Annotated in this window: 23 protein-coding genes and 1 pseudogene; 11 read left to right on the plus strand and 13 right to left on the minus strand. The window is 48.3% G+C overall.

The genetic code is table 11. From position 1 onward, the window contains the following. Position 1: 1 nt before the first annotated feature. From K7P01_RS00410 to K7P01_RS00420, 3 genes are all read left to right on the plus strand, one after another. A complete protein-coding gene (locus K7P01_RS00410; RefSeq protein ID WP_267288688.1) occupies positions 2 to 616 on the plus strand; it encodes a DUF5683 domain-containing protein in 615 nt (204 codons plus the stop codon). A 262-nt stretch (positions 617 to 878) separates the two neighbouring features. Beyond that, a complete protein-coding gene (locus K7P01_RS00415) occupies positions 879 to 1,160 on the plus strand; it encodes a type II toxin-antitoxin system TacA family antitoxin (protein WP_267288690.1) in 282 nt (93 codons plus the stop codon). Further along, positions 1,161 to 1,646, plus strand: coding sequence for a GNAT family N-acetyltransferase (locus K7P01_RS00420; protein ID WP_267288692.1), 486 nt, complete (start codon positions 1,161 to 1,163; stop codon positions 1,644 to 1,646). It abuts the gene before it with no gap. Positions 1,647 to 1,749: 103 nt separating this feature from the next. On the opposite strand, the gene K7P01_RS00425 is transcribed toward K7P01_RS00420, so the two are convergent. From K7P01_RS00425 to fahA, 3 genes are read right to left on the minus strand one after another with little or no spacing between them, the layout of a single operon-like run. Then, a complete protein-coding gene (locus K7P01_RS00425; protein WP_267288694.1) occupies positions 1,750 to 2,625 on the minus strand; it encodes a flavin reductase family protein in 876 nt (291 codons plus the stop codon). Further along, positions 2,625 to 3,101: a hypothetical protein gene (locus K7P01_RS00430; RefSeq protein ID WP_267288696.1), complete on the minus strand. Its 477-nt coding sequence runs from the start codon at positions 3,099 to 3,101 to the stop codon at positions 2,625 to 2,627. Before K7P01_RS00430 ends, K7P01_RS00425 begins: the two co-directional genes overlap by 1 nt. Further along, entirely contained in the window at positions 3,098 to 4,381 is a 1,284-nt protein-coding gene (gene fahA / locus K7P01_RS00435; RefSeq protein WP_267288698.1) for a fumarylacetoacetase, read from the minus strand. The genes K7P01_RS00430 and fahA overlap by 4 nt, the downstream gene beginning before the upstream one ends. 145 nt (positions 4,382 to 4,526) lie before the next feature. Between fahA and K7P01_RS00440 the strand changes: the two genes are divergently transcribed. Together K7P01_RS00440 and K7P01_RS00445 are read left to right on the plus strand one after the other, a co-directional pair. Further along, positions 4,527 to 5,885 carry a methyltransferase RsmF C-terminal domain-like protein gene (locus K7P01_RS00440; protein WP_267288700.1) on the plus strand — a complete coding sequence of 453 codons (1,359 nt, stop codon included), beginning with the start codon at positions 4,527 to 4,529 and terminating at the stop codon, positions 5,883 to 5,885. A 40-nt stretch (positions 5,886 to 5,925) separates the two neighbouring features. Next, complete coding sequence (locus K7P01_RS00445; RefSeq protein WP_267288702.1) at positions 5,926 to 6,417, plus strand: protein-tyrosine phosphatase family protein; 492 nt, start codon at positions 5,926 to 5,928, stop codon at positions 6,415 to 6,417. A 9-nt stretch (positions 6,418 to 6,426) separates the two neighbouring features. Here K7P01_RS00445 and K7P01_RS00450 read toward each other — a convergent pair whose 3' ends face one another. Then, a complete protein-coding gene (locus K7P01_RS00450; protein ID WP_267288704.1) occupies positions 6,427 to 6,783 on the minus strand; it encodes a winged helix-turn-helix transcriptional regulator in 357 nt (118 codons plus the stop codon). Positions 6,784 to 6,900: 117 nt separating this feature from the next. Here K7P01_RS00450 and K7P01_RS00455 point away from each other — a divergent pair, with 117 nt between their 5' ends. Then, positions 6,901 to 7,602 (plus strand): VOC family protein, encoded by a 702-nt coding sequence (locus K7P01_RS00455; protein ID WP_267288706.1) that lies wholly within the window; start codon positions 6,901 to 6,903, stop codon positions 7,600 to 7,602. Positions 7,603 to 7,609: 7 nt separating this feature from the next. Here the strand turns inward: K7P01_RS00455 and K7P01_RS00460 are convergent, their stop codons facing one another. The 8 genes from K7P01_RS00460 to K7P01_RS00495 form a co-directional block, all read right to left on the minus strand. Continuing rightward, entirely contained in the window at positions 7,610 to 8,806 is a 1,197-nt protein-coding gene (locus tag K7P01_RS00460; RefSeq protein ID WP_267288708.1) for a T9SS type A sorting domain-containing protein, read from the minus strand. Between the two features lie 32 nt (positions 8,807 to 8,838). Then, a complete protein-coding gene (locus K7P01_RS00465; RefSeq protein ID WP_267288710.1) occupies positions 8,839 to 9,774 on the minus strand; it encodes a glycosyl hydrolase family 18 protein in 936 nt (311 codons plus the stop codon). 77 nt (positions 9,775 to 9,851) lie between these two features. Then, positions 9,852 to 11,195: a glycosyl hydrolase family 18 protein gene (locus K7P01_RS00470; protein ID WP_267288712.1), complete on the minus strand. Its 1,344-nt coding sequence runs from the start codon at positions 11,193 to 11,195 to the stop codon at positions 9,852 to 9,854. A gap of 27 nt (positions 11,196 to 11,222) precedes the next feature. Then, the gene (locus K7P01_RS00475; protein WP_267288714.1) at positions 11,223 to 12,836 is read right to left on the minus strand and encodes a SusD/RagB family nutrient-binding outer membrane lipoprotein; all 1,614 of its coding nucleotides are present in this window, start codon (positions 12,834 to 12,836) and stop codon (positions 11,223 to 11,225) included. Positions 12,837 to 12,856: 20 nt separating this feature from the next. Then, the gene (locus K7P01_RS00480; RefSeq protein WP_267288716.1) at positions 12,857 to 16,048 is read right to left on the minus strand and encodes a SusC/RagA family TonB-linked outer membrane protein; all 3,192 of its coding nucleotides are present in this window, start codon (positions 16,046 to 16,048) and stop codon (positions 12,857 to 12,859) included. A 245-nt stretch (positions 16,049 to 16,293) separates the two neighbouring features. Next, positions 16,294 to 19,263: a two-component regulator propeller domain-containing protein gene (locus K7P01_RS00485; protein ID WP_267288718.1), complete on the minus strand. Its 2,970-nt coding sequence runs from the start codon at positions 19,261 to 19,263 to the stop codon at positions 16,294 to 16,296. A 244-nt stretch (positions 19,264 to 19,507) separates the two neighbouring features. Further along, a complete protein-coding gene (locus K7P01_RS00490; RefSeq protein WP_267288720.1) occupies positions 19,508 to 20,398 on the minus strand; it encodes a helix-turn-helix domain-containing protein in 891 nt (296 codons plus the stop codon). Between the two features lie 101 nt (positions 20,399 to 20,499). Continuing rightward, positions 20,500 to 21,267 carry an SDR family oxidoreductase gene (locus K7P01_RS00495; protein ID WP_267288722.1) on the minus strand — a complete coding sequence of 256 codons (768 nt, stop codon included), beginning with the start codon at positions 21,265 to 21,267 and terminating at the stop codon, positions 20,500 to 20,502. Between the two features lie 440 nt (positions 21,268 to 21,707). On the opposite strand from K7P01_RS00495, the gene K7P01_RS00500 reads away from it, so the two are divergent. From K7P01_RS00500 to K7P01_RS00515, 4 genes are all read left to right on the plus strand, one after another. After that, the gene (locus K7P01_RS00500; RefSeq protein ID WP_267288724.1) at positions 21,708 to 22,871 is read left to right on the plus strand and encodes a hybrid sensor histidine kinase/response regulator; all 1,164 of its coding nucleotides are present in this window, start codon (positions 21,708 to 21,710) and stop codon (positions 22,869 to 22,871) included. After that, the gene (locus K7P01_RS00505; RefSeq protein WP_267288726.1) at positions 22,819 to 24,558 is read left to right on the plus strand and encodes a sensor histidine kinase; all 1,740 of its coding nucleotides are present in this window, start codon (positions 22,819 to 22,821) and stop codon (positions 24,556 to 24,558) included. The genes K7P01_RS00500 and K7P01_RS00505 overlap by 53 nt, the downstream gene beginning before the upstream one ends. Next, on the plus strand, positions 24,555 to 24,965 hold the full coding sequence (locus K7P01_RS00510) for a response regulator (protein WP_267288728.1): 411 nt from the start codon (positions 24,555 to 24,557) through the stop codon (positions 24,963 to 24,965). The genes K7P01_RS00505 and K7P01_RS00510 overlap by 4 nt, the downstream gene beginning before the upstream one ends. A 275-nt stretch (positions 24,966 to 25,240) precedes the next feature. Next, on the plus strand, positions 25,241 to 25,717 hold the full coding sequence (locus K7P01_RS00515) for a response regulator (RefSeq protein WP_267288730.1): 477 nt from the start codon (positions 25,241 to 25,243) through the stop codon (positions 25,715 to 25,717). Positions 25,718 to 25,745: 28 nt separating this feature from the next. Here K7P01_RS00515 and K7P01_RS00520 read toward each other — a convergent pair. Continuing rightward, positions 25,746 to 25,979 (minus strand): annotated as a pseudogene (locus tag K7P01_RS00520) (fatty acid desaturase); the annotation flags it as partial. A gap of 115 nt (positions 25,980 to 26,094) precedes the next feature. Between K7P01_RS00520 and K7P01_RS00525 the strand changes: the two are divergent. Continuing rightward, complete coding sequence (locus K7P01_RS00525; RefSeq protein WP_267288732.1) at positions 26,095 to 26,310, plus strand: helix-turn-helix domain-containing protein; 216 nt, start codon at positions 26,095 to 26,097, stop codon at positions 26,308 to 26,310. Positions 26,311 to 26,404 lie beyond the last annotated feature (94 nt).

The following is a 26,404-nucleotide window of genomic DNA, read 5'->3' on the forward strand; positions in this document are numbered from 1 at the left end:
CATGAAGAAACTATCGCTGTGCTGTCTGCTTTTGTTGTTCTTACTTCCTGCAGCCCTCCAGGCGCAGGAGGTCGCCCCCTCGGCGGCCCCCAACACAGCCGACGACAGCGTCTACATCGAAAGTGGCCAGGATACTGTCCTGATCAAATCCTACGCGACACGCTACGACCCGCGCAAGGCACTGCTCTATGCCGCAGTGCTGCCGGGCCTCGGCCAGATCTACAATAAAAAGTATTGGAAGCTTCCGCTGGTCTACGGCGGGTTTGGCGCCCTGGGGTATGCCGTCGGCTTCTACCAAAAGGGGTATAAAAAATACAAGTCCCAGCTCTTCGACAACATCAACGAGGCCCCCAACAACGAAAACTTCCTACACCCCGTCAGCGAGCTCTCCACGGGCCAGTTGCGCACGATCGTCACCTCCTACCGGCGCCAACGCGACTTCTGGCTCATCATGACCGGAGCGATGTATCTACTGCAGATCGTCGATGCACACGTTGATGCCCACTTGAAGGAGTTTGATGTTAACCCCAACTTGCAGGTAAGCCTCGAACCCCTGATCGAGCAGGACGTCGTCCTCGGCCGGCAATCAGGCGTGGCGCTGATTATAAAATTCTAACTGGTATTATCAGAAATCGAGGAGACCATTGATCAGGAGAAACGAAGCTCCTGGTGAAAAACTGCTTACGTTAAAGAAGCCAACTTGCGGTCTACAAAACATATTCTAGCGCTAGAGACTATTGTAGATGATAATCCAACATGTAAACAACTGATAAACAGCGTTCTACAATAAATTACACAGTGTACAGCATTTTTCCACAAAAAATGGAACTTGTACAGCATTTTTCCGTTATTTGTAATAGTTAATAAATCAAACCGCTATGCCCACAACAGAGACAACCAGGCTGGACTTGCGCATATCACAGAAACAAAAGATTTTTTTTGAGCAAGTATTGGAAATCGGAGGCTTTCGTTCGCTCACAGATTTTATGATTAGCGCCGCCTCGGAAAAAGCTGAAGAGATCATGGAAAAACACAATAATTGGCTGGCGTCAGAAAACGATCGTAGGCTATTCTTTGAGACTATTTTCAATCCGCCCCCACCCAATGCTAAATTGAAAGAGGCCATGCATAAACACGGTAAATTCAAGACAGACGTGTAGATGCTTCATACCGTAGAATTAAAATCTTCACACAAGAAAACCGTCTTCTCATGTGAAGAACCTTCGTTGGAAAATTATCTCAAGAAACAAGCTGGACAGGATATTAAGCGAAAAGTTGCAGCATGTTTTGTACTAGAAGGAGAAAACGAAATAATAAAAGGCTACTACACGTTGTCCTCTGACAACATCGATCGAACCATAATTCCGGTGGAACTTCAAAAGAAAATGCCCTACAAAACTCTGCCAGTGACACTACTTGGCAGACTTGCGAGAGATGTGAATTATAAAGGGCAAGGTCTCGGTGAATTACTGTTGGCTGATGCGCTAAAGCGGGCTTACGCCGCCACTGTAACTATCGGAGCTTGCGCAGTCGTGACTGACCCTCTTAGTGAACACGCGAGAAAATTTTATGGCGGATTTGGTTTTATCTCGCTAGAAAGCGGTCGTATGTTCGTGCCCATGCAGACTATCGAAGCATCCCTTTAAAGACATGTTATCCAAATCGGGTTCACCGGTCCATTGCTGATAAGACACGCCAATCACCGCTTCAGACGCAATTGACGGGGGTCTTCATGCTCTCGTGGTGAGTTTACCCAATCGCCAACAAAAGCATCATCCACGCCTCCTGCACTTTCCCATGCGTCAGCAATAAATGCGCATGCTGATGCGCCGCAGCCGTACCCTTCTGCAACACCTGATGTATCCCTGCTCTCAACCGATACTGCTGACACTCCGCTGCATCGGGCAGCTTCTCAATATTGCCTAAGAGACCCAGGTCGTTGCCCGTCAGAAAATGACTGTAGCGTATCACAGGCGGTATTGCATCCACGCCAATCCCCAATCGATCCACCGGCTTCGGCACTTTAAAAATCGAATCTCCCTGCACCCGGCAATACCAATCGCCCCCTAAACGAGCCACCGCATCGAGTTTAAACGGATCAATCCGACCGTCCGCATCCACTATATCTTCGCGAATGTGCATATAGATCACCTCGCACAAAACGAGATTTCCAGCACCTCCTTCATGCCCCGTCGGCACCACTTGCACTACCTGGCACTCCATGGCTACCGGCGCTTCCGCCACGCGCGGCGGCGCCACCTTCACCGAAGGCGCCTCGGTAAAGCCTGCTTTGATAAACTCGTTTACGCCCTTAGCATATTCGGTACTCGCCAGTGAGGCCTGTTGTACCATGGCATAGTTTACAATGTTGATCACGACCTGCTGTACCTCGAGTACATTCTCTAAGGTATGCTTGGTTGTATTATCGCGTACACGCCGCGACGGCGAAAAGACCAGCAGCGGCGGGTTGGTACCGAAGACGTTAAAGAAACTGAAAGGGCTCAGGTTTATACGCCCCTCTTTGTCGACCGTACTGGCGAATGCGATCGGCCGCGGTGTCACGGCCGATTGCAGATAGTGTTGCATTTGAATGAGCGAAATCTCTTTCGGGTCAATGGTCAGCATCAAGGCGTAGTTTTATCCGGGGGTGTTTGTTGATTCATGACGGGTGATTCGGGGAATGGCTCGTGCGGCACCCGCAGTGTACCCCACGCATAGCCAAAAACAACGGCCAGGATAGCCGGCAGCAGGTAGGCTCCCAGGCGAAACCGCAGTCCCGTATGGCTATAGCTCCACGCTGTAAAATCTACAGCCGTCTTTACCAGCATCGACACGGCCGCGAGCAATAATAGCGATAATATAACCTGGCCGACAGACCGTTTCCAGATGCCGCGCTGAACAAAAAATCGTACGGCTTCCGCCAGGGCCACTGCCACGCCGACCACCAGTGATACCGTGACCAGCGTCTTGGGAAACGTCCGCAGGTAATGGTACTTATAAATGATCAGCCCGATTTTCCCCAGCAGGTTGGGACTTCGCAACAGCACGCTGTCGAGCACCACCAGCGCAGCAATGAACAGGTAGAAGTTTATGCGTTTCATGAGCGGGCGTGGGTTGCCGGTTGAATCATGCCGCGACACTCACCGAAACCGATGCGCACGCCGTTCTTCTCTGCATAGCCCCGCATGATGACGGTGTCATGGTCTTCAATGAAAGTTCGTTGCACACCGTCCGGCAGGTGCAGCGGCTTTTGGCCGTTCCACGTCAGCTCGAGCAACGAGCCGTACGAACCCGGCGAAGGACCACTGATCGTACCCGAAGCATACAAGTCTCCCACCTGAACGTTACAGCCGTTCACTGTATGGTGCGCCAGCTGCTGGCTCATATTCCAATACATATACTTGAAGTTCGTGCGGCATACGGTAGCGGGCTCCGCTTTGCCGGCTTGTATCAGCACTTCGAGTAAAATATCAAAGTTCTTCTCCCCTTCGTACGCCAGGTACGGCAACACGTGCGGGTTCTGCTCGGGGCCTTTTGCGCGAAAGGGCTCCAGCGCATCCATCGTTACGATCCAGGGCGAGATGGTAGTGCCGAAGTTCTTGGCGAGGAATGGCCCCAGGGGCACATACTCCCATTGCTGAATGTCGCGTGCGGACCAGTCGTTGAGTAACACAAGACCCGCGATATACTCTTCCGCGTCGGCGGTGTGAATGGCACTCCCTAATGCCGTCTCGCCGCACGTCACAAACGCAACTTCCAATTCAAAGTCTAGCTTGCGTGTAGGGCAAAAGACAGGCAGGTCGCTGTCGGGTGGTTTGATCTGTCCTTTGGGGCGGGTAATGTTCGTCCCCGTCACAACAATCGACGACGCCCGACCGTGATAACCGATCGGCAGATGTTTCCAATTGGGCAGTAGCGCATTCTTCGGATCGCGAAACATCGAGCCCACGTTGGTCGCATGCTCTTCGCTGCTATAAAAGTCGGTATAGTTCGCAACTTTTACCGGCAGTAGCATCTGCACTTCGCGGGCTGGCACCAGCGCTGCGGCACGGGCGTCGGCGTCCAGCTCGTTGTTGGAGTCGCTCAACAGCTCGGAGACACGCTCGCGCACTTCGCGGATTTTCTTGCGGCCCAGGCCCAGGAACTCATTGAGCGTAGGCTGTATAAAAATATCGGCAGGCAGGTGCTGGCTATGAAAGTAGCCGTTGGTATTGAGGTAGGCCAGGTCGAGTATGTCCGCGCCGATCGCAACACCCGCCACCGGCGAGCTGTTCTTTCGTAAGAAGATGCCAAAGGGCAAATTCTGAATCGGAAAATCACTTCCGGCGGGAATGGACACCCAGCTTTTCAAACGAGGGTCGTTGGCATTGGTCTGCACCATGGATTGATCGGTTTTATAGGGCTTCGTATAGTGTACGAGGCGTCTAAGGTAAGGGGTTTACCCCATCTGCAACAACGCCGGCTGACAGAATTTAATAGTTGTCGCCAGAACATCTTTTTACTTACTTTTACCGGCTGTGAATGGTATGACGCCCGTCTTTCCTCCGGCTTTTGAAGCTCGCATGCGGCAGCAACTTGCGGGTGCGTGGGATGCCTTTGTGGCCGCCCATACAACACCACCGCCCGTCAGCCTCCGTCTCAACCCGCGAAAGCCCGGCCCGGATCAATACACAGCGCCTATACCCTGGTGCGCTACCGGACGTTACCTGCAGGAACGTCCCGTGTTTACCCTTGACCCCGCACTGCATGCCGGCGCCTATTATGTGCAGGAAGCCAGCTCGATGTTCCTCGAACAAGTACTTCGCCAGGCAACAGACACTACGGTACCGTTACGCGTACTAGACCTCTGCGCCGCCCCCGGTGGCAAATCCACACACCTCAGCAGCCTGTTATCATCGGACAGTCTGTTGGTCTCTAATGAAGTTATCCGCAGCCGGGCCGGCATCTTAGCCGAGAACCTCCAGAAGTGGGGAAACCCCAACTGTGTCGTCACCCAAAACGACCCCGAAGACTTCACGTCCCTACAAGGATTCTTTGACGTCATGGTCGTAGATGCGCCCTGCTCGGGCGAAGGCCTGTTCCGCAAAGACCCCGGTGCCATGGAGGCCTGGTCAGAAGATAACGTACAGCTCTGCAGCGCCCGCCAACGCCGCATCCTCAGCGACGTATGGCCGGCACTAAAAACCAACGGCCTGCTGGTATACTCCACCTGTACCTATAACCGGCTCGAAAACGAAGAGAACCTGGCCTGGCTCCGCGCGAACCACGACATCGAGTTTGTATCACTCTCTATACCGGCTGAATGGGGTATTGAGACAATCGAGGAAGAGGGCATAATTGCCTATCGCTTCGCACCGCACCGTACACAAGGCGAAGGGTTCTTTCTCTCCGTTATCCGCAAACGCGCAACGCAAGCGGAAGTAAGTTTGCGATTGTCGAAGCCCGTGTTTGCTGCGCCCACAAAAAAAATACTCGACCAGGTAACAACGTGGGTCCAAACACCCGAAGACAAAAGCTTCATACAACGAGACGATTTGTTGCAGTTTGTTCCTGCATCGCAAGCACAAGCCATTGCGTTCCTCTCCCGTCATCTGCACCTGGTAATCGCCGGTACGTTTGTCGCCACGCTCAAGCATGACAAGCTTATCCCCGAGCACTCCCTGGCGTTGTCGACGGTCTTACAACAAGAGGCCTTCCCTACCCTGCCGGTGTCGTACGAGGAAGCCATACAATACTTACGCAAAGAGACCCTGCCCGGCACGGGCAATGGCAAAGGCTTCGCATTGATTGTGTACAACGACCTGCCCCTGGGCTGGGTGAATCAACTTCCGAACCGCCTCAACAATCTATACCCACCGGCATGGCGGATTAGAATGGGCTCCTAGTTCAGGAGAAATCTCATTCTCTACTTTATACCTATTAATTATGTTCACCAAGATCTATTGGATCCAAAATAATCCTTATGGCACACCCCTTGGCATTATGGCCAGGCCCCGGGGAAATGACGCATTAGAAGATGAAATAAGAAATTTGAAAATGAACGGCGTTCGAGTATTGGTCTGTCTGTTGGAAGCCGCTGAAATCTATGAACTCGGGCTGAGGAACGAACAATCTCTCTGCGATAAATATGGAATTGAATATCTTCATCTGCCTATTCAAGATCGAGGGGTGCCTGCAAGTTTACACGCTGTAAAAAAAATAGTGAAGTATTTGCAGGAGAAACTCCGTAACCAAGAGTCTGTAGTCATTCATTGCCGTATGGGAATCGGCCGATCCTCTATAATTGCCGGCGCCATTTTATTAGATTCCTGCAGGATGGCGGGAGATGTCCTTGATTTTATCACACGTTCGAGAGGATTAACAGTGCCAGACACCGAAGAACAAGTACACTGGTTAAAGCATTTTGACGGGAGTTGAACTACGTAGTTAGCGTTGACGTTTAATGGCCACTTTCTCCGTCTTCATCAGATGCTTTCCAAACGTCTGAAGCGAATCAATCACTTTTATCGATCGCTTTCCCAGGGTCGTAAGCTTATACTCGACACGCGGCGGTTTTTCAGAATATACCTGCCGTGTAAGCATCCCTTTTTTTTCTAAATCACGCAACTGGCTATACAACATCTTGTCCGTGATGTGTGGAATGATTGACCGCAACACGCTATAACGAACAGGACCTTTTCGAAGCGCCAGCAGGATGGGCATTTTCCACGTACCGCCGATAAATGCCATGCTCAGCTCGATGGGACTGTAGTATACACGGCCCTGATAAACAAAATCTGCCATCGGGCAAAGATAGCGAATCACACACACCCCATGTTGTTACATACAAAAAAGTATGTAACGGGCAGTTGAAGTCTTTGCTCGCTACCTTGCCGCCCCTAAAATTATCATACACACGATATGCAAAACACAACAATAGAAACATGGACTACGGTCCCGATCCTGCCCTGCATCAATATTGAAGAGACGCTGGTTTTCTGGACATCCCTGGGCTTTGTTACTACATACAAGCAGACGCGCCCCTACCAATACGGTGTTGTTCAACGCGGCGGTGCTGCGCTGCATTTCGGCGGTGTAAAAGGAATGACTCCGGCAACCAATCAATACACCGGCTGTCTGGTCGCGGTTCAGAATGCCGCAGCCGTATACAGGATCTTTACCATGCGTCTGAAGGAACAGCTTGGCCGGATACCGCACGTAGGCCTGCCCCGCATTTCACGCATGAAGCCCGGTGCCACCCGCTTCACACTAACGGATGTTGCCGGCAATGCCGTCATCTTCGTCAGCCGCGGCGAAAAAGATCAACAAGAATGGGAGAAGGCTGAACACGTATATCCCAACCGGCTGGCGAAGGCGATCGCCATGGCAGTCAGGTTTCGGGATTACAAGAATGACGATGCCATGGCGGCCAGGGTTCTGGACAATGCGTTGCGGAATATAGACGGGGAGGCGGCCGAACAGATAGCGGAAGCCTGGATCATTCGCGCCGAGCTTGCAGACGCCGAAAAAGATGCTCTCCTGGCAGCTACCTGCCGTGAACAGGCCAGACGACAACCTCTCACAGAAGAGCAGTTACGCGCGTTACAGGAAAAGCACGGTTAAAGGCACATCACTTTTTAATAAACCGGAGCCATATCCATTTCCCATTGCCCGGTAAGGCTCCAATAAAATACAGGCCATGGTTGAGCGCCGAGACATCGATGCTTTTATCTTTTCCAACCTGCTCGTGTGAGATTTCTTTTCCTGTAACATCACGGATAATGATGTGATCTCCAGGAAACATATCTACAAAGATTTTCTCTGCTACAGGGTTGGGATAAATTGCAGGATGAGATCCCGTGAAGCCCTCTTCCACCGGCGTTATTATTCCCGGGCCCTGCACCTGGCCTAAGCGATTTTTTCTGAAGATGCCTTCCGCACGAAATGCCGTAACGATCGTTTCTATCTCGGCGGCATTCTTGCTCGCACCAGGAACGTAAACAAACCAGTCTACTTTCATGGTGCTGCTTCGCAGCGACGCCGAGCTCCCGAACGACGTTCCTTCGATGGGTGGATATCCCCAGTTGGCGAAACTCACCAGCATATTGTAATCGGGGTAGACGGAAACACCGTCGCTGCTTCGCCTCGATAAGGTAGCTTTCAGGTCTCCGTCGATAAAATATTCGACGTGGGTACCATCTGTAAACCGGAATAAGAGGGTATGCCATTGGCCGCCGATTGCCTCCTTCACATAGTGATGGTCGTTGTCGAGACCGCTCGCCAATACCTTTGCCGATTCATAGGAAGACATCCACATGGCGTGATTGTAATTGTCGTTGTACAGACCGTTCCAGGCATCCCACGGCAGGTATTCAAAATCGACTTCCGCGTAGGTCGCGGGATTCTGGCCACCCGAAGAAGGCGAGATCGCGTAAAAGGTCTGAATGACAGGATCTTTGAATTCATGGGGTGAGTCATCAAAGAAGACACGCGCAGCATACGTTCCTTCAAAGTAGACGACGTCTTTGGATTCCAGGCGTGCGTGTGTCGCGCTGGACACTGTTCCCGAATTTGAACACGTGAGCTGCAGCAGCCCATCATCTGTGAACGTGACGTTAGACGCTAGATAGTTTGCTCCGGAAGGAGGTCCGTTCGTACCGTGAACGATCGTCCATTGATTAAAACTCCCGATGGCCGGATCATCTGCGCCAGAATATAAAAAGTCATCGAATACGATCGCTTGCGCTGAAACGTTCAACGCGATGAACATACATACAATCATTATCGTCCCCACATTCTCCATTCTTCTATACCTTACACTTTTCATTCGCATACGTTTATAAAACTGATAAGAACTTATTATTTATTATGGACCACCTGATCGATGGCCAGCAAAAGAGATTTTGTCCCCGTGGCATCCTGTGCCAGCTGCCAGATCATGATACCGCCATAATCGCCGTTCACGACATGCGCTACTTTCCGGCGCATGGTCACCAATCCATTGTAATAAATACGGTCGCCCGATACATCGTTTTTTTCCGCACCAGTATACGTACTAACGATCTGCGCATACGAGATACCGTTGTTAAAATCCCTGCCAAAGCCGTATCCATAAAAGGGAACACCCAACACGGCTTTTGATTTCGGTAGACCTCGGCTCACCCAATAGTCAAGGCTGGTAACAGCATATTCGAACGAAGCGTGTTGTCCCGGACGGTCAGGGTTCCAGGGGCCGGTATTGTCATACGCCATAATGTTGATAAAATCGAAACGCCGGATCGCCTCGACGGGGACCTTATCGCCGCCATTTGCATGTGTAAGAGCGGCCGTCAAAAGCATTCCCATCGACTTCAGCGTATCGGATAGGGTTTCGATAAATTTGCCGTAATCCTCATTGATAGAAGAGCCTTCGAGATCCACATCCAATCCATCCAGCCGGTGAACGGTCAGGTAAGCGCAGATCTTACGCACAAACTCCTTACGGTTTGCATCGCTGATTAACGTAAAATAGCGTGAACGCAGTACGACATCTTCGGAAGCCGTACCACCGCCAATCGACACCAACACTTTCCGGTCGCATGCATGCGCCTGCCGAATGTACTTCTCATTCCATTTGGAAAAGGTCAGGTTCCCTTCTGCATCCGGGTTTTCAAACGCCAGGTTCAGGTGTGTGATCTTATCAAAATCAAGCGTCACATCCAGGGTGTTCGGAATATAACCGACCACTTTATACTGCGCATGCAACGGAGGAAAGGAAATCGCAAAAACAAAAAGAATACTAAGTCTGGTCATCATCAATCTTGAACGTTGAGTCTGGGATAAAAAAGAAGCTCCTGGGCGCGTATTTCGAACACCCCGGGAGCTTCAGCTTACTAAGGATTGCCCAGCGTGGTGCGTACTTTGTTAACGAGGGATTTAGATTGATCCTGGGTATCGTTCTCAATTCCCCAAACCATGACACCACCCAGGCCTGCTTCGATAACATATTCCGATTTCGCCTGAACGGACGGATGGCCGTCATAGAAAATACCATCGTCGACTTCGAGTTTATTCTTGGTTTGCGCATCGGCATCACGAGCCAGAATACTCTTATAACTATCGTACGATGTATACATCCACATATTGCCCCAGCCTACCGTAGTCCCATCCTTCGGATATTTATAATGCAGACCATATGCTGGGATACCATCCACGATCTTTTCCTTGGGTAACCCGAAGCCTTCCCAGGTCGCAGCCAGCTCTTTAAAGCCCGACACGGGGGCATCTTCCGTAATCTCCGGTGCACCATAACGGAATGGCTGAAGGTTTACCCAGTCGATCGCTTCTATACTGGCCAGGGGAGCGAACTCGCTGGTAAGCCATCCGCCCGGAGCCGTAGCCGTATAGAAGAACTTTCCATTAGGCCCCGCGGGCAACCTCTCGGCAACGGCGTTGAAGAAGGCGGATGTTATATCGGTTTTTAAGATACCTTGTCCTTCCGTTGCGTTGTTGAGATAGATATTTACGCCATCGAAGTTATTATCCTCAGCAAATTTCAGAAACGTCGTAATGGCCTGGTCGCGCATCCCTTCGTCTTTGATCACGTTGTAGAAACCGTAGTTAGCATATACCGGGCCGCCGTTCGCAAGATCGATCTGTCCCGAAACGTCCAACAGCACATACACGCCTTCATTATGGGCTGCCGTGACGATGAGCGGAATGTTAAGCGAGGTAAACACGGTGTCTACCAGCGTTTCATAGTTCTCATCCACCACAGCCGAAGAGATTACCAGGTGGGTGATATTCTGGAGGTTGATGGTTTCCAGCGAGCCGTTGCGTGTCATAAAACCTACAACCTTTTTTGTGTATTCCTTTGGAACAAAAGGTTTGATCACGATCACTTCGGCTTCGCGATAATTCTTTACGCCATTCCGATCTACTTCGAAGCGAATGTCGTAGCTCTTCACCTCCGAGAATTTATAATTAAGCTGTTTTGTATTCGCTACCTCCACTCCGTCAATGAGCCACGTATAGGTAGCACCGTCCTCGGGAGATACTTTCATGCCCAGGCTCAGGGTATCTTTGATATCAAGGAAATACTTATTGACTGTGCTCCACCCAAAAATGCGAGGCACATCGGTACTGGAGAACATGGGATTATCCTTATCGTCCTCACAGGCGGCCATAAAAATCAGCGCGACCGGAAGAACCATCCATATCGATTTAAATCTCTTCATAATGCTAGTGTTAATGTGATGATCTGATTATTCTTTATCCCACCATACATGGCTCGTCCATTCGTCTTTACCACCTGGAAGTCGTGACACCGCATCGCGTACGTGCTCAGTGTTGTAATCGAATTCTTCTTGAGGATACTGCATGCGCCGTGGGATGCGCCCATTGGACTCATTTACCGCGGGATCACGGTTAGGGTATACGATCGTGGGGAATCCCGACCGCCTCCAATTGGCATATGCCTCCTGGCCATTCAACGCGAATGCTACCCAAAGCTGGGTGTTGATCTGTTCCAGTTCAGATCCCGGCAAAAGCGGGTTCGTTGCCACAAAATCGTCAATGTCGTCCTGGGGTATTTCCGGAGCACCGTATACGCTCATTTCTCTCACGCCGGCTTCCAGCGCGCGGCTGAAGTGTTCTGCGGCTGTACTGCCCGTGGTCCATGAACGGAACGCGGCTTCTGCCATCCAGAGTTCGACCTCCGAGTAGCTCATCATCATATAAGGAGATTCGATCTCGGAGATATAGCGCGACGGCTGAAGGCATTGGTACTCTTTCGTTACATTCACTGTTTCCCCATTGACCGTAATGTCGATCGCTCCTCCCAACTGATTTGCCTCATAGGTGAACGTGCTGGGCGGCAAGGCCATGGCATGATAGCTTCCTACGCTTGCCAGCACTTGTGCGGTAATGTCATCAGGACGCTGAGCACCCTCGAGATAGCTGGCGCCGAAAAAGGTTAGTCGCGGATCGGAAGTAGCGACCAGGTGATCTGCAAACGTGGTGCACATCCGGAAAAGACTCTTGTCCGCATCCAATTGCGAATTCATAAACACATACGACGTGGCGTTGCCGCCGGAGGTAATTCCACCCCACGCCACTTTGGTATGTCTCATAACGGCTACATCGGCAATACTGGTCATGACGCCACTGGCGATGGCCGCTTCCGCTTCCTGTTGTGCTTTGGCGACATTGATCTTTGTGAGGCGCATGGCCAGACGAAGACGCAGGGAATTGCCAAACTTCTTCCACCGTGCCAGATCGCCCTCGAAGTAATAGTCGTACGTGATTTTATCTTTCGCTGGGTCGATGGATTTTACGGCCTCGTCCAGCTCTTTAAAAAAGTCCATATAGATATCTTCCTGCTTATCATATTTCGGCGCGTAGATCTTGCTATAGTATCCTTTTGCGGCATCGGAATAGGGAATATCGCCGTAGAGATCGGTAAGCCTCGAGAAGATGTACACCTTCATGATTCGGGCTACGGCGTTGATGTTCACGTTGGAGTCATCGTCGCGGGTGCTCTCTACCATATCGACAACGTTCTTGATCTCGCGCGGATATTGGGAGATCCAAAGGGCACTCATGTATTGCTCGTTGCGCTGGCCTTTACCGCCGTATTCGGTTGTCGAATATTCGCCGGTCCAGTGCTGCATCCAATGGCCGGAATAGATAAATGCATTACGTAAGGTTTCAAATGTTCCTCCCGATAGCTGAAGCTGAATGGTTGGCAACATGAGGTTGCGGTCCATGTTCGTTGATGTGGTTGGGTTCCGGTTCATCTCCTCGAAGTTTTCGCACCGCATCAGCAGCAGTACGGTGAGCAGAACCACAACACCTTTTTTATATATCGTGCTTTTCATATCTGTCATGCGTTAATGCGTTAGAATTTCAGGTTCAGGTTAACTCCATAGCTCCGGCGCGACGGCAAAGAGCCGTACTCAAAGCCCTGACCGTTACCGTTATTATAGCCGGATTCCGGATCGATGTTTGGAATGTCGCTATACAGGATCAGGAGGTTACGCGCCACAAAAGAGAGCGACACATTTTTAAACGGGGTACGGGCGTAGAACCGCGAAGGCAGGTCGTACGACACCACCACTTCTCTCAACTTGGCATAGGTGGCGTCGTAGATGAAAATCTCCGGCGAATTGTCGAGAAAGCCTTGCCAATAATCTTGCGGATTTACAGGAGTCGTATTCGGCTCATAGACTGGGCTGTCGCTGGTACCGGTGTTCACCACACCTTTACCAATGTATCCACCGGTGGGTGTCCATGCTCCGGCAGCAACACCGGCCGCCAAACGCGCCTCCTCGGAAGCATACCACGCATCGCGCCCCTCCAGCGTAGCGGTAGCGGTTCCGTTCTGATATGCCAGCGCGTTGCTCATCGAATAGATATCGGCGCCTACTTTAATATCAACCAGGGCACTAAGCGTAACATTCTTATACGTAAACGTATTGGTGACGCCGCTCATCCATTTATACACACCATTACCAAGAATCGTCTGGTCGCTCTCGTCCGTGGAAACCGGCATACCCGATGTGTTGTGAATAATATTGCCATCCGGGTCGCGCTTCAGTTTCTTCCCGACAATGGAGCCAAAGGCTGCTCCTTCGCGGGCCTGAATGACAGCACCGGCCCATCGCGCTGCCGACAGCTCATAGGTTTTCACCAGTTCGTGGAGCTTGACAACCTTGTTGACGTTCCGGGTATAATTAACCATCACCTCCCACTTGAAACCGGAAGACATCGTGAGTGGTGTGCCGGAAAGCGACAGCTCGATGCCACGGTTTGTGATCTCCCCCGCGTTGATAACCGCGGCATCATAGCCGCCCGTTCTCGGGATCTTCAGCTTGAGGATTTGATTGACGGTCTTTGAATTGTAATAGGCTGCATCGAGTCTTAATCGGCCTTCCCAGAATTGAAGCTCCGTGCCAAATTCGTAGGAGAAGGTTTCGGTAGGTTTCAGATCTGCATTGGGAATTTCGTCGTTGGCGATCTGTCCGAGGGGTTTGCCCAGGTGAGAGAAATCCTGTAGTCCATAGGTAAGGTTTAGCTGATACGGATCGGTATCGCCACCGACCTCGGCCCAGGAAGCTCTGACTTTACCAAACGACAGCATCCTATTGTCCGCGAGCAGATTCGAGAAAACAAAACTCCCGGAAACGGCGGGATAGAAATACGAGTTGTTCCCTTTCTTTAAAGTAGACGACCAGTCGTTGCGGAAGGTCCCGTCGATGAAATAAGTATCCTTATAGCCGAACTGTGCTGACCCATACACCGAGTTAATCTGTTTTTCAAAATAACGATAGGTATTGCGCTGCGTCTTGAAGTTCGTGATCGTATGAATATCTTCCAGGATAATATCGGAACCTGTAAAATTGAAACTCTCGCGTTTGAAGTGCATGATGTTGCCTCCGACGAACGCATTGAACGTTAAATCCTGACTGATCTTCTTGTCGAACTTTAACAGCGCTTCGTAATTATTCTCCACCACACGGGCCGATGTTTCATCCAACGAAGCGAGCTCTACTGTGGGCGTGCCCTTGGGAGAGAAGTTTGTATAGCGGAAGCTTGTGTAGTCCGTTCCGCCGCGTACTTGCAGGCTCAACCAATTAGTGAACTGGTAATTGACCTGAAGGAAACCCATGATGCGGTCTTTGTGAGATTCATTTTGGATCTCATTAATCGACCAATACGGGTTGATCCGATAGATATTGCCACCATTCCAATCATTATAATCTCCTTGTTTGTTCTTGTATTCTTCCGAAAGCCATTTCTGATCGAAGTTCGGAGCGATGCCCAGAACTGCCAGGCCTACGTTGTTCGGATTGTCCGAAAGCGCAGGACGATTCTTAACATTCTCGACCACGTAGTTGACTTTGCCTGCGATCGTAAGTTTCTCTCCTAATTTAAGCGAGGTATTGATCAGGAACGTATTACGATTTAGGCCGGTGTTGGGAACGATATCCTTGTTTCTTAGGTCGGATAGGGAAACACGGATGTTCGCTTTGTCGGTGCCTCCGGAAAGAGAAACCGTGTTGGTGGCGGTAGATCCGGGACGGAAGAAACTGAGGATATTATTATTGACTACGCTATACGGTTTGGTTTGACCGTTGTATATCTGAACCGTTTGTGTGGGATCCAGCTTGGCACCCCAGGCTACCTGGGTAGTCTGCGAGTTGTTTTCAAGCGGCAGTTCGCCATTCCGACCCATGCCATACACGGTCTGATAGTCGTCGAACTTCGAGAGAACTTTCTCGATAGTATAATTCGAAGAGACTTCAACACCGATCCCTTTCTGATTTTTTCCGGATTTCGTGGTAATGAGGATCACACCATTCGAGGCACGGGATCCATACAACGCAGAAGCCGACGCTCCCTTCAAAACAGAAATGGATTCAATGTCTTTGGGGTTGATGTTCGACGCGCCATTGCCGAGATCATAGCCTCCCCACTGTCCTGCGTCGTCACCCATATCGGAGTTGTCCATCGGGACACCATCGACAACATACAACGGTTGGTTCTTGGAATCAAGACGCGAGTTTCCGCGGATCACGACGCGCGTTGATCCCGTCGGGCCGGCCGTGGTCGTGGAGATATCGACGCCCGCTACCTTACCCGAGAGGGAGTTGATCGCATTTACTTCCAGGGCAGTAGAAACTTTGCTGCCATCGATTTCTGTAACGGAGTATCCAATGGCTTTCTTTTCACGCCGGATTCCCAACGCGGTAACGACAACTTCGTTGAGGTTGGTTAGTTTGCCTTTTAGCGTCACGTCGATCCGCGTCTGGCTGTCAATGGTAATTTCCTGGGCCTCCGTGCCCAGGAAGGAAAAGACGAGGGCGTTTCCCTTGGCAACGACAATCGAATAATTCCCGTCGCTGTCGGTAACTGTACCCGAAGTGGTTCCTTTGATAACTACTGAAACTCCCGGCAAAGGCGCGTTATCCTCGGCGGAAATCACCTTCCCGGAAATGTTGGCATCCTGTGCCCGCGTCTCGCCGGCCCAAAAAACCAGCAACACAAGCACAAAGCCCAGTCTTTTAAGCAGCGTAAATCTCTTTATCATGAAGGTTAGGTTTAGGTAGGACATTCTTTTGCCTGGTAAATAGGCAATACAATATTTTACTATTTGCCACCTAACCGAAATTATTGTGGGCTACAAGATTACCTCGCAGCCATGGCTCAGGGGCTACACCGCAAGATTTTATTGGGATTTGGAGGGAGTTTGAGGGACATTGGGGGCTACTGAAGAAAAGTCCGTAGCGGGTGAGAGCCGGATAGCATGAGGATGGCACTACAGGGATAGAAGGCTTATCCTAGCGTATTCAGGAATTTGCTGATGTCTTCTTCCGGGGATAGGCCTAACTTCTTGCGCAACCGGTATCGGGCCATCTTAACGCTCGTGGAAGAGATGCCCATCGCTTCAGCAATGTCCCTGGAGGGAATGCTGATACGATACAAGGCACACAAACGCAGATCGTTGCTTGTAAGGTCCGGGAACTTTGCTTTCAGCGTTTCTGAAAAACCGCCATGCACCCGGTTGAAATTGGCACTAAACTCTTTCCACTCCTTTTCCGGGCTGAAATTGTAATTGATCATCTGTACCAGATTCCGAAAATCACGCAGGTTCGACGAGCCGGGATGACGGATAACTTCCTTCAACTTCGTTTTCAACTCATCGAGCAACCGGTTCTTTTGAATGATCAGCAGCGCATAGTTTGTGAGCTCCTTGCTCCTGGCTTCCAATTCATCGTTCAGCTTCTGATGGATGAGCTCTGCATGCTTCATTTGCGTTTCCAGCAGGAGCTTGTTCTTTTCTTCAATTTCGGCAGTGCGCTGATCGACCAGGCTCGCCAGGATCTCTTTTTGCTTTCTTATCGAGCTCACTTTGAACCTGTAGGCTCCATATAAAACCAGCGCTATAAAAACGATCACCAGGGCGTTAAACCACCAGGTCTTCCAGAACGGCGGCTTGATGACGATCGTCAGCGTCGTCGCGCTTTCGTTCCAAACGCCATCATTGTTAGAGGCTTTAACCTTAAAGGTGTAGGTACCGGGATCAAGGTTCGTATAGGTCGCTGAATTGATATGCCCCGCATAGATCCACTCCTTATCGAAGGGCTCCAGCTGATATGCATAACTGTTCTTGTCGGAATGCGTGAAATTGAGCGCCGCAAACCGGAGGCTGAAAACAGACTGTGTATGGTCCAGCGTAATTTCTGCCGTCTCACCGATAGCGCGCTGCAGCGGAGACTGAGGGCCTATCGGAACGGGCTTGTTGAAGAGAAAGACGTCTGTGATCACCACAGGCGGAACAAAGGTATTCTGCCGTATGTGGTGCGGAAGGAACGAAGTAGCACCCTGGATATTTCCGAAGAACATTCTGCCTTCCTTATTTTTAAAACTGGCGCCTGTATTAAACTCTGCGCTTGTCAATCCGGCTCTCATGTCGAAATTCGTGAATTCTTTTTTTCTGACATCCAGCCGCGAGATTCCTTTGTTAGTGCTAAGCCAGAGGTTGCCCTGGACATCTTCTAATATCCCATAGACGATATTTCCGGCGAGGCCATCCTCTTCCTGATAATCCGTGAACATGCCGGTACGGTAATCGTATCGATTGATACCGCCACCGTGAGTTCCCATCCATAAGCTCTTCTCTGCATCTTCGTAAACACATAACACATTATTATTGCTGATACTGTTCTCTCCTTCGTGGTGATAAAATGATGTGAACGTGCTGTCTTCTTGGTTAAAGGCGTTGAGTCCGGAAACCGTTCCTATCCACAACTTATTGCGACTGTCTCTAAAGATCGAACGGATCGTGTTCGAGCTAATGGTACGTTCGTCTTTGAGGGTGTTCGTAAAATGACGAAACTTTTTGCTCTTGACATCGAACAGATTCAGCCCGCCTTTATTGGTACCGATCCAGATAGCGTCGCCGTCCACATACATACTCCACACACTGTTATCGCTTAACCCATTGGACTGATCGTAAGTCGTGAATCTTCCAGTAGACGGAGTGAATACCGACAACCCGTTCGCATACGTTCCGATATAAAGCTCACCTGCTCTTTCCGCCAGGCAGAGAATGGTATTCCCGGCAATACTATTACTGCCTGCTTTTTTATAATAATGGGTCGTTCCTTTTTCTTTCCGGATAAGGCCTCCACCGTCTGTTCCCATCCACAGGCCATTTCGATCCTCGTAAATTGCCAACACCGAATTGCTTTCGTCGGAATTCCTGATCTCGTGATAAGGTTGAAGGTGCGTAAATGCTGTATCGGTCTTGTCGAAGAGGTAGGCACCTCCATGATAAGTTCCCAACCACATATCTCCCTTGACGTCATGATAGAACGAGAGTACAACATCGGTGCCATTCTCCTGGCGTTCGCCGAGAGGCGTGAATAGTCCTGTGCGCTTGTTCAACAAAAAGGTTCCTCCCTTGTCAGTGCCTATCCAAAGATTTCCCTCCTTGTCGTCCAGCATGGCACGCACCGGATATTTGTTTTTCAATGCTGTATATTCCTGAAAGATGCCATGAGCATCCTCAAATCGAACAAGTACACCGTCTTCCTTTCCAATCCAGATGTCGCCTTCGTTATCCTGAAGAATACAAGTAATGGCATTGTACTCCTTACCTCTACTTCGTGTGCTGATATTCAACAACGTGAATGTACCTTGAGTCTCATCAAATTGCATAAGCTCGCCGATAGAGGTTCCTACCCACAGCCTTCCTTTTTTATCCTGACACAATGCTCTCACCGAGTTTGCGTTCTGGATGCTGTCGTTAATGCGGTAGTGATTGAATTTCTTTGTGACGCGGCTAAACCGGAATAATCCTCCTGACGCACCTATCCAGAGATATTCATTATTAGAAGACCCCGCAATGCACCAGGCAGGTCGCATGGCATATTGTCCTCCTTCATAAAAATCGTAATTGGAAAAATTATTCGCGTCGCGGTTAAAACGTGAGAGTCCCGACCGCGTGCCGAACCAGGTTATTTTATCCGCGTCTTCATAGGCGGCATACACATCGCTGCTGGATATGCTGTTGGAATCGGACGCCAGGTTCTTGTACGTAGTGAATGTAACGCCATCGTACCGGTTCAATCCGTTTTGTGTACCAAACCACATGAACCCGCGGCTATCCTGAAAAATAGTGTTAATAGTATTTTGGGAGAGGCCGTCTTCGATGGAAAGCTGCTGAAGCCGGACCTTTTTCTGAGCATAGCAACCTGTCGCCTGTAACAGCACCAGGAAAAGGAAGATCGTTCGCATCATACGCCGGGGATTCACACTCGGAAAGAGAAAAATAGAAAAAAAAGCTGTGATTTCCCTATCCTACAAAAAATGGAAGAAACCCCCGGGCTAAAATAAATCACTCTCCATCTTACAGCTTGATGACAGTCCCCCGGATGGGCTGACCAGACAGGTCCGCTACGGTTCCCGCTGCATCTATTGTCTTTAATGAACAAACGGTAGCGAAAGGTACGGCGCACGGCCGAACCCATTTCGTTTTGATTAATTAATTTACAAATTGCTTTTTATAGGCTGTGGGCAACATGCCTGTTTCTTTTTTAAAAAGGCGGGAAAAGTAAGACATATTTTCAAACCCTAAATCGTATGCTATCTCAGAAACAGCTTTATCTTTCTTTCTCAGCCTGTTTTTTGCTTCGTTGATGAGTGCAATATGAATAAGTTCAATAGCCGTTTTACCGGTTTCCACTTTCAACAGATCAGTAAGGTATCGCGAAGAAATATTCAACCTGCTTGCCAGATCTCCGACCGAAGGCAGTCCCGTATCATCAAGTGAGCCATCTTTAATGTATTTCTGCAAGATTTTATTAAACTCAGTTACCGTTTTCCCGGAAAGTTGTTTTCGGTTGATGAATTGTCTTTTATAAAACCGCTCAGCATATTTGAGCATCGAATTGATGCCTGCGAGTATAATCTCTTTACTGAATTCATCTTCACTGTTATTGTATTCCTGCTCTATCGTGTAAAAAATATTCCAAATAATTTTTTCCTCCTTTGGTGCCAGGTGGAGAGCTTCATTTGTTTCGTAATCAAAAAAAGAATAACGCTGAATGTCTTCATGCAATGATTGTCCGGCCAGGAAATCTTCATGAAAAACTAAAATATATCCATCGTCTTCAAATTCTAAATTCCGCATTTCGATCACCTGGCGTGGCTTCGTAAATAGCATAGAACCCGTTTCATGATCAAATTTGGTTCGCCCATACAATACATAACCGGCTTTTACTTTTTTTAATCCGATCATGTAGAAATCGCTGGTGTATTCTGCACTATCTATTTTGATTTCACGATTGATTCGCAACAAACCCAACATAGGATGTTCGGGCAATGGCAGATTGTTAGCCACTGCCATTTCACTGATTGATTTAAAATGTCTCATTTTATTGCTCTTAAATGCTTCATCTTATTACTCTTAAAGTTAAACAATTAACGAAGAAAGAAATTAATAAGCCTATCTGTTATATAGAGGGACAACGCTGTTTATGATTGAAGCTGGCTGGAATTTTCCGCCGGATTCACTAATCCATATGCTATTTTAGGGAACAGGCGATTGGCCAGGTAAACCACTTTGGTGATACCGACACGTATAGTAAAGCGGTTGTTTTTGATGCCGTCAATCAATGCGTTTACCAATTTTTCCGGAGGGATTCCTTTTGTCTCAACGTGTTCTGTCATACTTGTTGCTACCACGGGTGGTATCAGCTCAAACACTTTCACCTTGCTGTGTAGTATTTTTAAATGATCTCTCAGTGATACTGTGTAAAAGCGCATGGCCGCTTTGCTGGCAGAGTAGGTCGGAGCAAGATTTAATGGTACGTAACTTAAGAGGGAAGAGGTATTGATAATGGCGCCTTCTTTCCTTGATTTCAGCATCTCGATGAACAGGTTGTTCAGGCGGATCACCCCCAGGTAGTTGATGTCCATTTCATACTTAGCCAATTCAAAATGTTTATCATTGGCTATGCCGAGATTCTGCGGGCCGCTCATAACGCCCGCATTATTGTAAAGAATATCAATCCCCCCAAGCTCCTTAATCTTCTTAAAAAGCAATTGTGCGTCATCTGCGTTGGCTACATCACTTTTTATGGCTGTTACTGCGGGATATAATTTTTTAGCTTCGTCCAATTTCTCCTGGTTTCTACCGGTGATAATCACTTTTGCACCATTCGATAAAAATTGCTTCGCTGCTTCCAAACCGATACCGGCCGTACCGCCGGTTATCAATATTGTTTTTCCTTTTAGTTCCATGATCTTATTTTTAAGTATTTATAAATTGTTTGACAATACAAAACTAGCATCACCTGATGCCTGCCTTCTAACCCAAAAGGAGGAACGTCTGACACAAAATGACGGAACAGCCGGATTTCGAGAATTGGCCGGGAGATATAACAACGGTGAGAAAACACACCCTACAATTATTAAATATTTCTAAATTCTATTTTTTTGTATCCCCGTAGCCTCACTTGCTATAAATGCGTGGGATATACGCCCATCTTCTTTAAAACCACAAATCCCGATGCCAGGGGGATAAGTGTACTACAAACAGAGATGCTGTATCGATTTATATTGCGCCCCTAAGTGATTTTTATCAGCCATTACAATATAAATCCTGGTATCTTTGCATATTCCCCTACCTGTACCGTTCCGTACCGTTGTTTCTATAGATCGTTTCATGTAAACCCACTAAAATGGATGAAAAGACAGTAAAAATTCTGATCGTCGAAGACAACCAGGACGACCTGAGACTGATCGAGCACGCGCTCCGTAAAGGGAAGCTGCACTTTGTCAACGAGTGTGTTGATACGTTGGCAGAGTTTAGCGAAGCATTGTATCGGTTTAAGCCGGATATTGTGTTGTCGGATCATGGCATGCCTCAATTCAACTCCATTGAGGCGTTAAACATGTGTCTGCAGGAACATGCCGACACGCCCTTCATACTGGTTACCGGGACTGTTTCAGATGACTATGCCATTGCCTGCCTGAAGTATGGCGTTGACGACTATATCCTGAAATCCAATCTTTCGCGACTGCCCACCGCCGTGCAAAGCGCCATAAAAAAACGAGGATTGGAAAAACTCAAAAAAGAAGCAGAAGTAATGCTAAAAAGGCGTAATGAGGAATTGCTGAAAGTAAATACGGAACTGGATAATTTTGTATACAGTGTTTCTCATAATTTGCGCGGCCCCTTGATGTCGGTGGTGGGGTTGCTCAATGTGGCTAAAAGTCTACCGATGGACGATGAGATGGATGGGCTTCATTGCATGATGCGGTCGAGTCTTTCGAAACTGGATGATACCTTAAAAGATATCGTTGATTTTTCCCGGAATTCACGAAACGACATCACACGCGACGAAATTAACTGGGGCGCTATACTTGAACGTTCATTTGCCGGGGTAGAATATCTTTATACTTCTGGTCAACTTATCAGAAGTCAGACGCTGCAAACCGAAGTTAGCTTTTTTACAGACACCAAGCGATTAGAAATTATCCTTAATAATTTATTAGAGAATGCTATAGGCTATCGCACTGAAACCAGAACCCTTCATATTAGCATTGACGTTCGCACTTCGGATGAATCTGCTGTTATCATTCTAAAGGACAATGGCATTGGAATCGGAAAAGATATCCTGCCGAACATATATACCATGTTCTACCGGGGAACGGAAGAGAGCCAGGGCGCAGGCCTCGGGCTTTATATCACGAAAGAAATTGTGGATAAGCTCAAAGGAACTATTGTCATTACCTCCGTGGCAGGCAAAGGAACAACCGTTACCCTGACCCTACCCAATAAACAGACCGGTGCTCCTGCTGTCCTGGAAAGCCAGCGTTTTAAAGATCTTGTATCAACCTAACACTATGGAAAAGATAAGAGCAGTAGGTTCAACGGCTGCGCGCAAAGAAGTTATTTTTCAAAACAGCGAAAAAGAGAAACGCGCGGCAGAGCTAGTGATTGCGAACACGGAGCTTATTTTCCAAAACGGCGAAAAGGAAAAGCGTGCCGCCGAACTGATCGTCGCTAACCGGGAGCTACTTTTTCAAAATAAAGAAAAAGAAGACCGGGCTGCCGAATTGATTTTGGCAAACCAGGAACTTGTCATTCAGAATCAGGAAAAGGAGCATCGGGCGGCCGAGCTGATTATCGCCAACCGGGAGCTGGCCTTTCAAAATACAGAGAAAGAGAAACGTGCCGCAGAATTAGTCATTGCGAATACGGAGCTCGCCTACCAAAATGGAGAGAAGGAAAAACGCGCTGCCGAGTTAATTATCGCCAATCAGGAGCTTGTCATTCAAAATGCCGAAAAAGAAAAACGAGCAGCCGATCTGGTTATTGCCAATATTGAGCTAGCCTATCAAAATGCGGAGAAAGAAAAGCGAGCGGCTGAGCTGAGCGTTGCCAACACAGAACTGGCGTACCAAAACCGGGAAAAGGAAAAACGGGCTACGGAGCTCATTATTACGAATCACGAACTTGCCATGGCCGAGGAACAATTCCGGCAAGTGGTAGAGTCCTCGCCAAATGCGATAGTCGTTATTAATGTGAAGGGTCTGATTACACTTGTCAATAATCAAACTGAAAAGCTCTTTGAATACGACCGTGATGAGCTGATCGGGAACAAGGCGGAGATGTTGATGCCCGAAAGGTTTCGGGATCAGTATTCCCACCATAGGGCCATGTTTTTCAACGCGCCACAAACACGTTCTGTGGGCGCAGACCACGAGCTATATGCTCTCAGTAAAAGTGGAACGGAGATCCAGGTGGAGATTGGATTAAATCCTATCGAAACTGTAAAGGGAAAAAAGATCCTTGTATCCATTATTGACATCACGGAACGGAAAGCCCAGGAGGTAATGCTGATAAAGCACAACAAAGAGCTTGAGCAATTTGCCTATGTCGCGTCGCATGATCTGCAGGAGCCGTTGCGAACCGTCGCTAATTATATGGACGTTTTCGAAACCGATTATCTGCCGCTGCTGGATGATAAGGCGCGGCAGTACATCAAATCTGTTACGCGGGCTACAGAAAGGATGAGTATGCTTATAAAATCCCTGCTGGCATTTTCCAGGTTGGGTCACAACAAAGTTCTTGTTAGCGTGGATTGCAACGATTTGGTTGCCGACGTACTGGACGACCTGGCTACCGTCATAGAAAAATCGGATGCTACTATCTGTATATCTCCCCTGCCCGTATTGAATCTGTACGAAGTGGAAATGCGCCAGGTGTTCCAAAATCTTATTACAAACGCGATCAAGTTCATGAAAAAACATGCGAAACCGAAAATCGAAATCGGCGCGGAACAGATCAAAGATCGCTGGCGGTTCTCCATACGGGATAATGGGATCGGCATTGCCGCTAATTCTTTTGATCGTGTGTTTGATATCTTTCAACGACTGCACACTTCCAAAACCTATGAAGGCAGCGGCATAGGGCTGGCAAATTGCAAAAAAATCATTCAGCTGCACGGAGGAGACATCAGCATTGAATCAACATTAGGAAAAGGAACAACCTTTTATTTTGACGTACCAATCCTGACAAAATGAATAGAACGCTTACGTCCATCATGCTGATCGACGACAACCCCGACGACAACTTCATTCATGAAAGAGCCATCCGGAAGATCAACAGTGCCAGCGTTGTTACCACGAAAGAATCCGGCGAGGAAGCATTATCACATTTAACATCCATGACGTCATATCATGCGGATCTTATTTTCCTGGATATTAATATGCCGGAAATGAACGGATGGGAATTTCTGGAGCGTTACAGCAAACTGGATAAGGAACTGCAATGTCAGTCTATTATTATCATGCTGACAACCTCCGACAACGAGGATGATGTGGCGAAATCCAAAACATTTAGCAATGTAACGGATTTTATTACCAAACCACTGACGCAAGAGAAAATGGCCTTTATCTGCGGAAAGTATTTCACGCTACCATGTCCTTAACCAGGCGTATGCTCCTGTATACTCTCGAAGGGCACCCTTACAATAAATAAAAATACAACGGCAATAATACATATCTGGGCAAATACTCTCCCTGTTAGCACCTGATAATGATTACCACCCTACATCCAATTCGAATGCTCCTTGCCGATGACGACCATGATGATATGCGTCATTCACTGCTTTTCCATTGCGCGTGATCCAATAAATCGCGTAATTGCAATTGGGTTCACCACATTCTACCAGTTATTGATTGATGCGGTATAACGGAATAAACAATGACCGATTTAGACATCAGTATGCAAGAACTTGAGAAAGTCAAAATAATCAACAAAAGCGGCCCTATAATAGTTATAGAGGACGATTCTGACGACCAGGATTTTCTAACGGAGGTCTTTGAGAAATTAAATTATCCTAATAAAATCTTATTCTTTCGGGACGGCCAGGAGGCACTTGATCATATCTACAGTTGCAAAGACGCCCCATTCCTGATACTGTCCGATATTAATATGCCCAAACTCAATGGATTTGCTCTCAGGGAAAAGCTAAAAACCGATTCTAACCTGAGTAATAAATGTATTCCCTATTTGTTTTTCACTACTGCGTCAAGTCAAAAGGCGGTAATCGATGCCTACAGCCAGTCTGTACAGGGATTTTTCGTAAAGCAAAACTCGATGTCAGAATTAGAATTAACGATTCGGGCAATTATGGAATACTGGCGGCGATGTGCAGCGCCAAATGATTTCACCTCCTGATCTCCCTGTTGGAACATGGAGCCTTCATTCAAACATGTGTATTCATATGCACTGGAATCAGGGTAGGCCTGGCCCCGAGCTGCCTCAATATTCGGGCATGGCCAACTAAAGCTTGAAAAAAGGTCCTTGAGCTCTTGTACGGTAAACCGAACTCGAGTGCCGTCGATTTTACGATGGAGGCGATCTTGTTATAATGGACATGACAAATAGTAGGAAAAAGGTGGTGCTCTATCTGGAAGTTAAGCCCACCAACATACCAGGAGAACCACTTACCTTGTTATTGAGTTTAAGGCAGCCATAGTAAGGGACAGAATGTCGCCCAAGATGCTTCACAAATTAGAAGAGCTGACAAAATTTTTAAACATGCTTAACGCTTGATGACTAAACTCGGAGAATTCCTTAACCAAAAGGCAGTAATTAAAGCTGAAATCGCCAGAAGAACTGGAATTACAAACCAGCGCATGACTGATATTACCACCAATACCGACGTGATCTTGCGGGCTGATGAGGTGTGGTTGATAGCTCGGGCCATTGGGGTTGATCCAGGCCACCTTCTTGAATATGTTTGTGGGCATTTAAGCCTTCAGGCTTAGGTAAGGACTATACCAGTAATTGCCGCTAAGAGTTGATCATTTAGGTGGGTAGTCGATACATTCTATTTAAAAAATGACGCGTCGTTAGGAAACC

Source organism: Parachryseolinea silvisoli (genome assembly GCF_021190955.1).
In the GTDB taxonomy this organism is placed as follows: Bacteria; Bacteroidota; Bacteroidia; order Cytophagales; family Cyclobacteriaceae; genus Ohtaekwangia; species Ohtaekwangia silvisoli.

What these genes read in the sequence shown, in the direction of transcription:
- K7P01_RS00410 (WP_267288688.1), top strand. Translation starts at nt 2, where the DNA reads ATGAAGAAACTATCGCTGTGCTGTCTGCTTTTGTTGTTCTTACTTCCT.
- K7P01_RS00415 (WP_267288690.1), top strand. Translation starts at nt 879, where the DNA reads ATGCCCACAACAGAGACAACCAGGCTGGACTTGCGCATATCACAGAAA.
- K7P01_RS00420 (WP_267288692.1), top strand. Translation starts at nt 1,161, where the DNA reads ATGCTTCATACCGTAGAATTAAAATCTTCACACAAGAAAACCGTCTTC.
- K7P01_RS00425 (WP_267288694.1), bottom strand. Translation starts at nt 2,625, where the DNA reads ATGCTGACCATTGACCCGAAAGAGATTTCGCTCATTCAAATGCAACAC.
- K7P01_RS00430 (WP_267288696.1), bottom strand. Translation starts at nt 3,101, where the DNA reads ATGAAACGCATAAACTTCTACCTGTTCATTGCTGCGCTGGTGGTGCTC.
- fahA (WP_267288698.1), bottom strand. Translation starts at nt 4,381, where the DNA reads ATGGTGCAGACCAATGCCAACGACCCTCGTTTGAAAAGCTGGGTGTCC.
- K7P01_RS00440 (WP_267288700.1), top strand. Translation starts at nt 4,527, where the DNA reads ATGACGCCCGTCTTTCCTCCGGCTTTTGAAGCTCGCATGCGGCAGCAA.
- K7P01_RS00445 (WP_267288702.1), top strand. Translation starts at nt 5,926, where the DNA reads ATGTTCACCAAGATCTATTGGATCCAAAATAATCCTTATGGCACACCC.
- K7P01_RS00450 (WP_267288704.1), bottom strand. Translation starts at nt 6,783, where the DNA reads ATGGCAGATTTTGTTTATCAGGGCCGTGTATACTACAGTCCCATCGAG.
- K7P01_RS00455 (WP_267288706.1), top strand. Translation starts at nt 6,901, where the DNA reads ATGCAAAACACAACAATAGAAACATGGACTACGGTCCCGATCCTGCCC.
- K7P01_RS00460 (WP_267288708.1), bottom strand. Translation starts at nt 8,806, where the DNA reads ATGAAAAGTGTAAGGTATAGAAGAATGGAGAATGTGGGGACGATAATG.
- K7P01_RS00465 (WP_267288710.1), bottom strand. Translation starts at nt 9,774, where the DNA reads ATGATGACCAGACTTAGTATTCTTTTTGTTTTTGCGATTTCCTTTCCT.
- K7P01_RS00470 (WP_267288712.1), bottom strand. Translation starts at nt 11,195, where the DNA reads ATGAAGAGATTTAAATCGATATGGATGGTTCTTCCGGTCGCGCTGATT.
- K7P01_RS00475 (WP_267288714.1), bottom strand. Translation starts at nt 12,836, where the DNA reads ATGAAAAGCACGATATATAAAAAAGGTGTTGTGGTTCTGCTCACCGTA.
- K7P01_RS00480 (WP_267288716.1), bottom strand. Translation starts at nt 16,048, where the DNA reads ATGATAAAGAGATTTACGCTGCTTAAAAGACTGGGCTTTGTGCTTGTG.
- K7P01_RS00485 (WP_267288718.1), bottom strand. Translation starts at nt 19,263, where the DNA reads ATGATGCGAACGATCTTCCTTTTCCTGGTGCTGTTACAGGCGACAGGT.
- K7P01_RS00490 (WP_267288720.1), bottom strand. Translation starts at nt 20,398, where the DNA reads ATGAGACATTTTAAATCAATCAGTGAAATGGCAGTGGCTAACAATCTG.
- K7P01_RS00495 (WP_267288722.1), bottom strand. Translation starts at nt 21,267, where the DNA reads ATGGAACTAAAAGGAAAAACAATATTGATAACCGGCGGTACGGCCGGT.
- K7P01_RS00500 (WP_267288724.1), top strand. Translation starts at nt 21,708, where the DNA reads ATGGATGAAAAGACAGTAAAAATTCTGATCGTCGAAGACAACCAGGAC.
- K7P01_RS00510 (WP_267288728.1), top strand. Translation starts at nt 24,555, where the DNA reads ATGAATAGAACGCTTACGTCCATCATGCTGATCGACGACAACCCCGAC.
- K7P01_RS00515 (WP_267288730.1), top strand. Translation starts at nt 25,241, where the DNA reads ATGACCGATTTAGACATCAGTATGCAAGAACTTGAGAAAGTCAAAATA.
- K7P01_RS00525 (WP_267288732.1), top strand. Translation starts at nt 26,095, where the DNA reads ATGACTAAACTCGGAGAATTCCTTAACCAAAAGGCAGTAATTAAAGCT.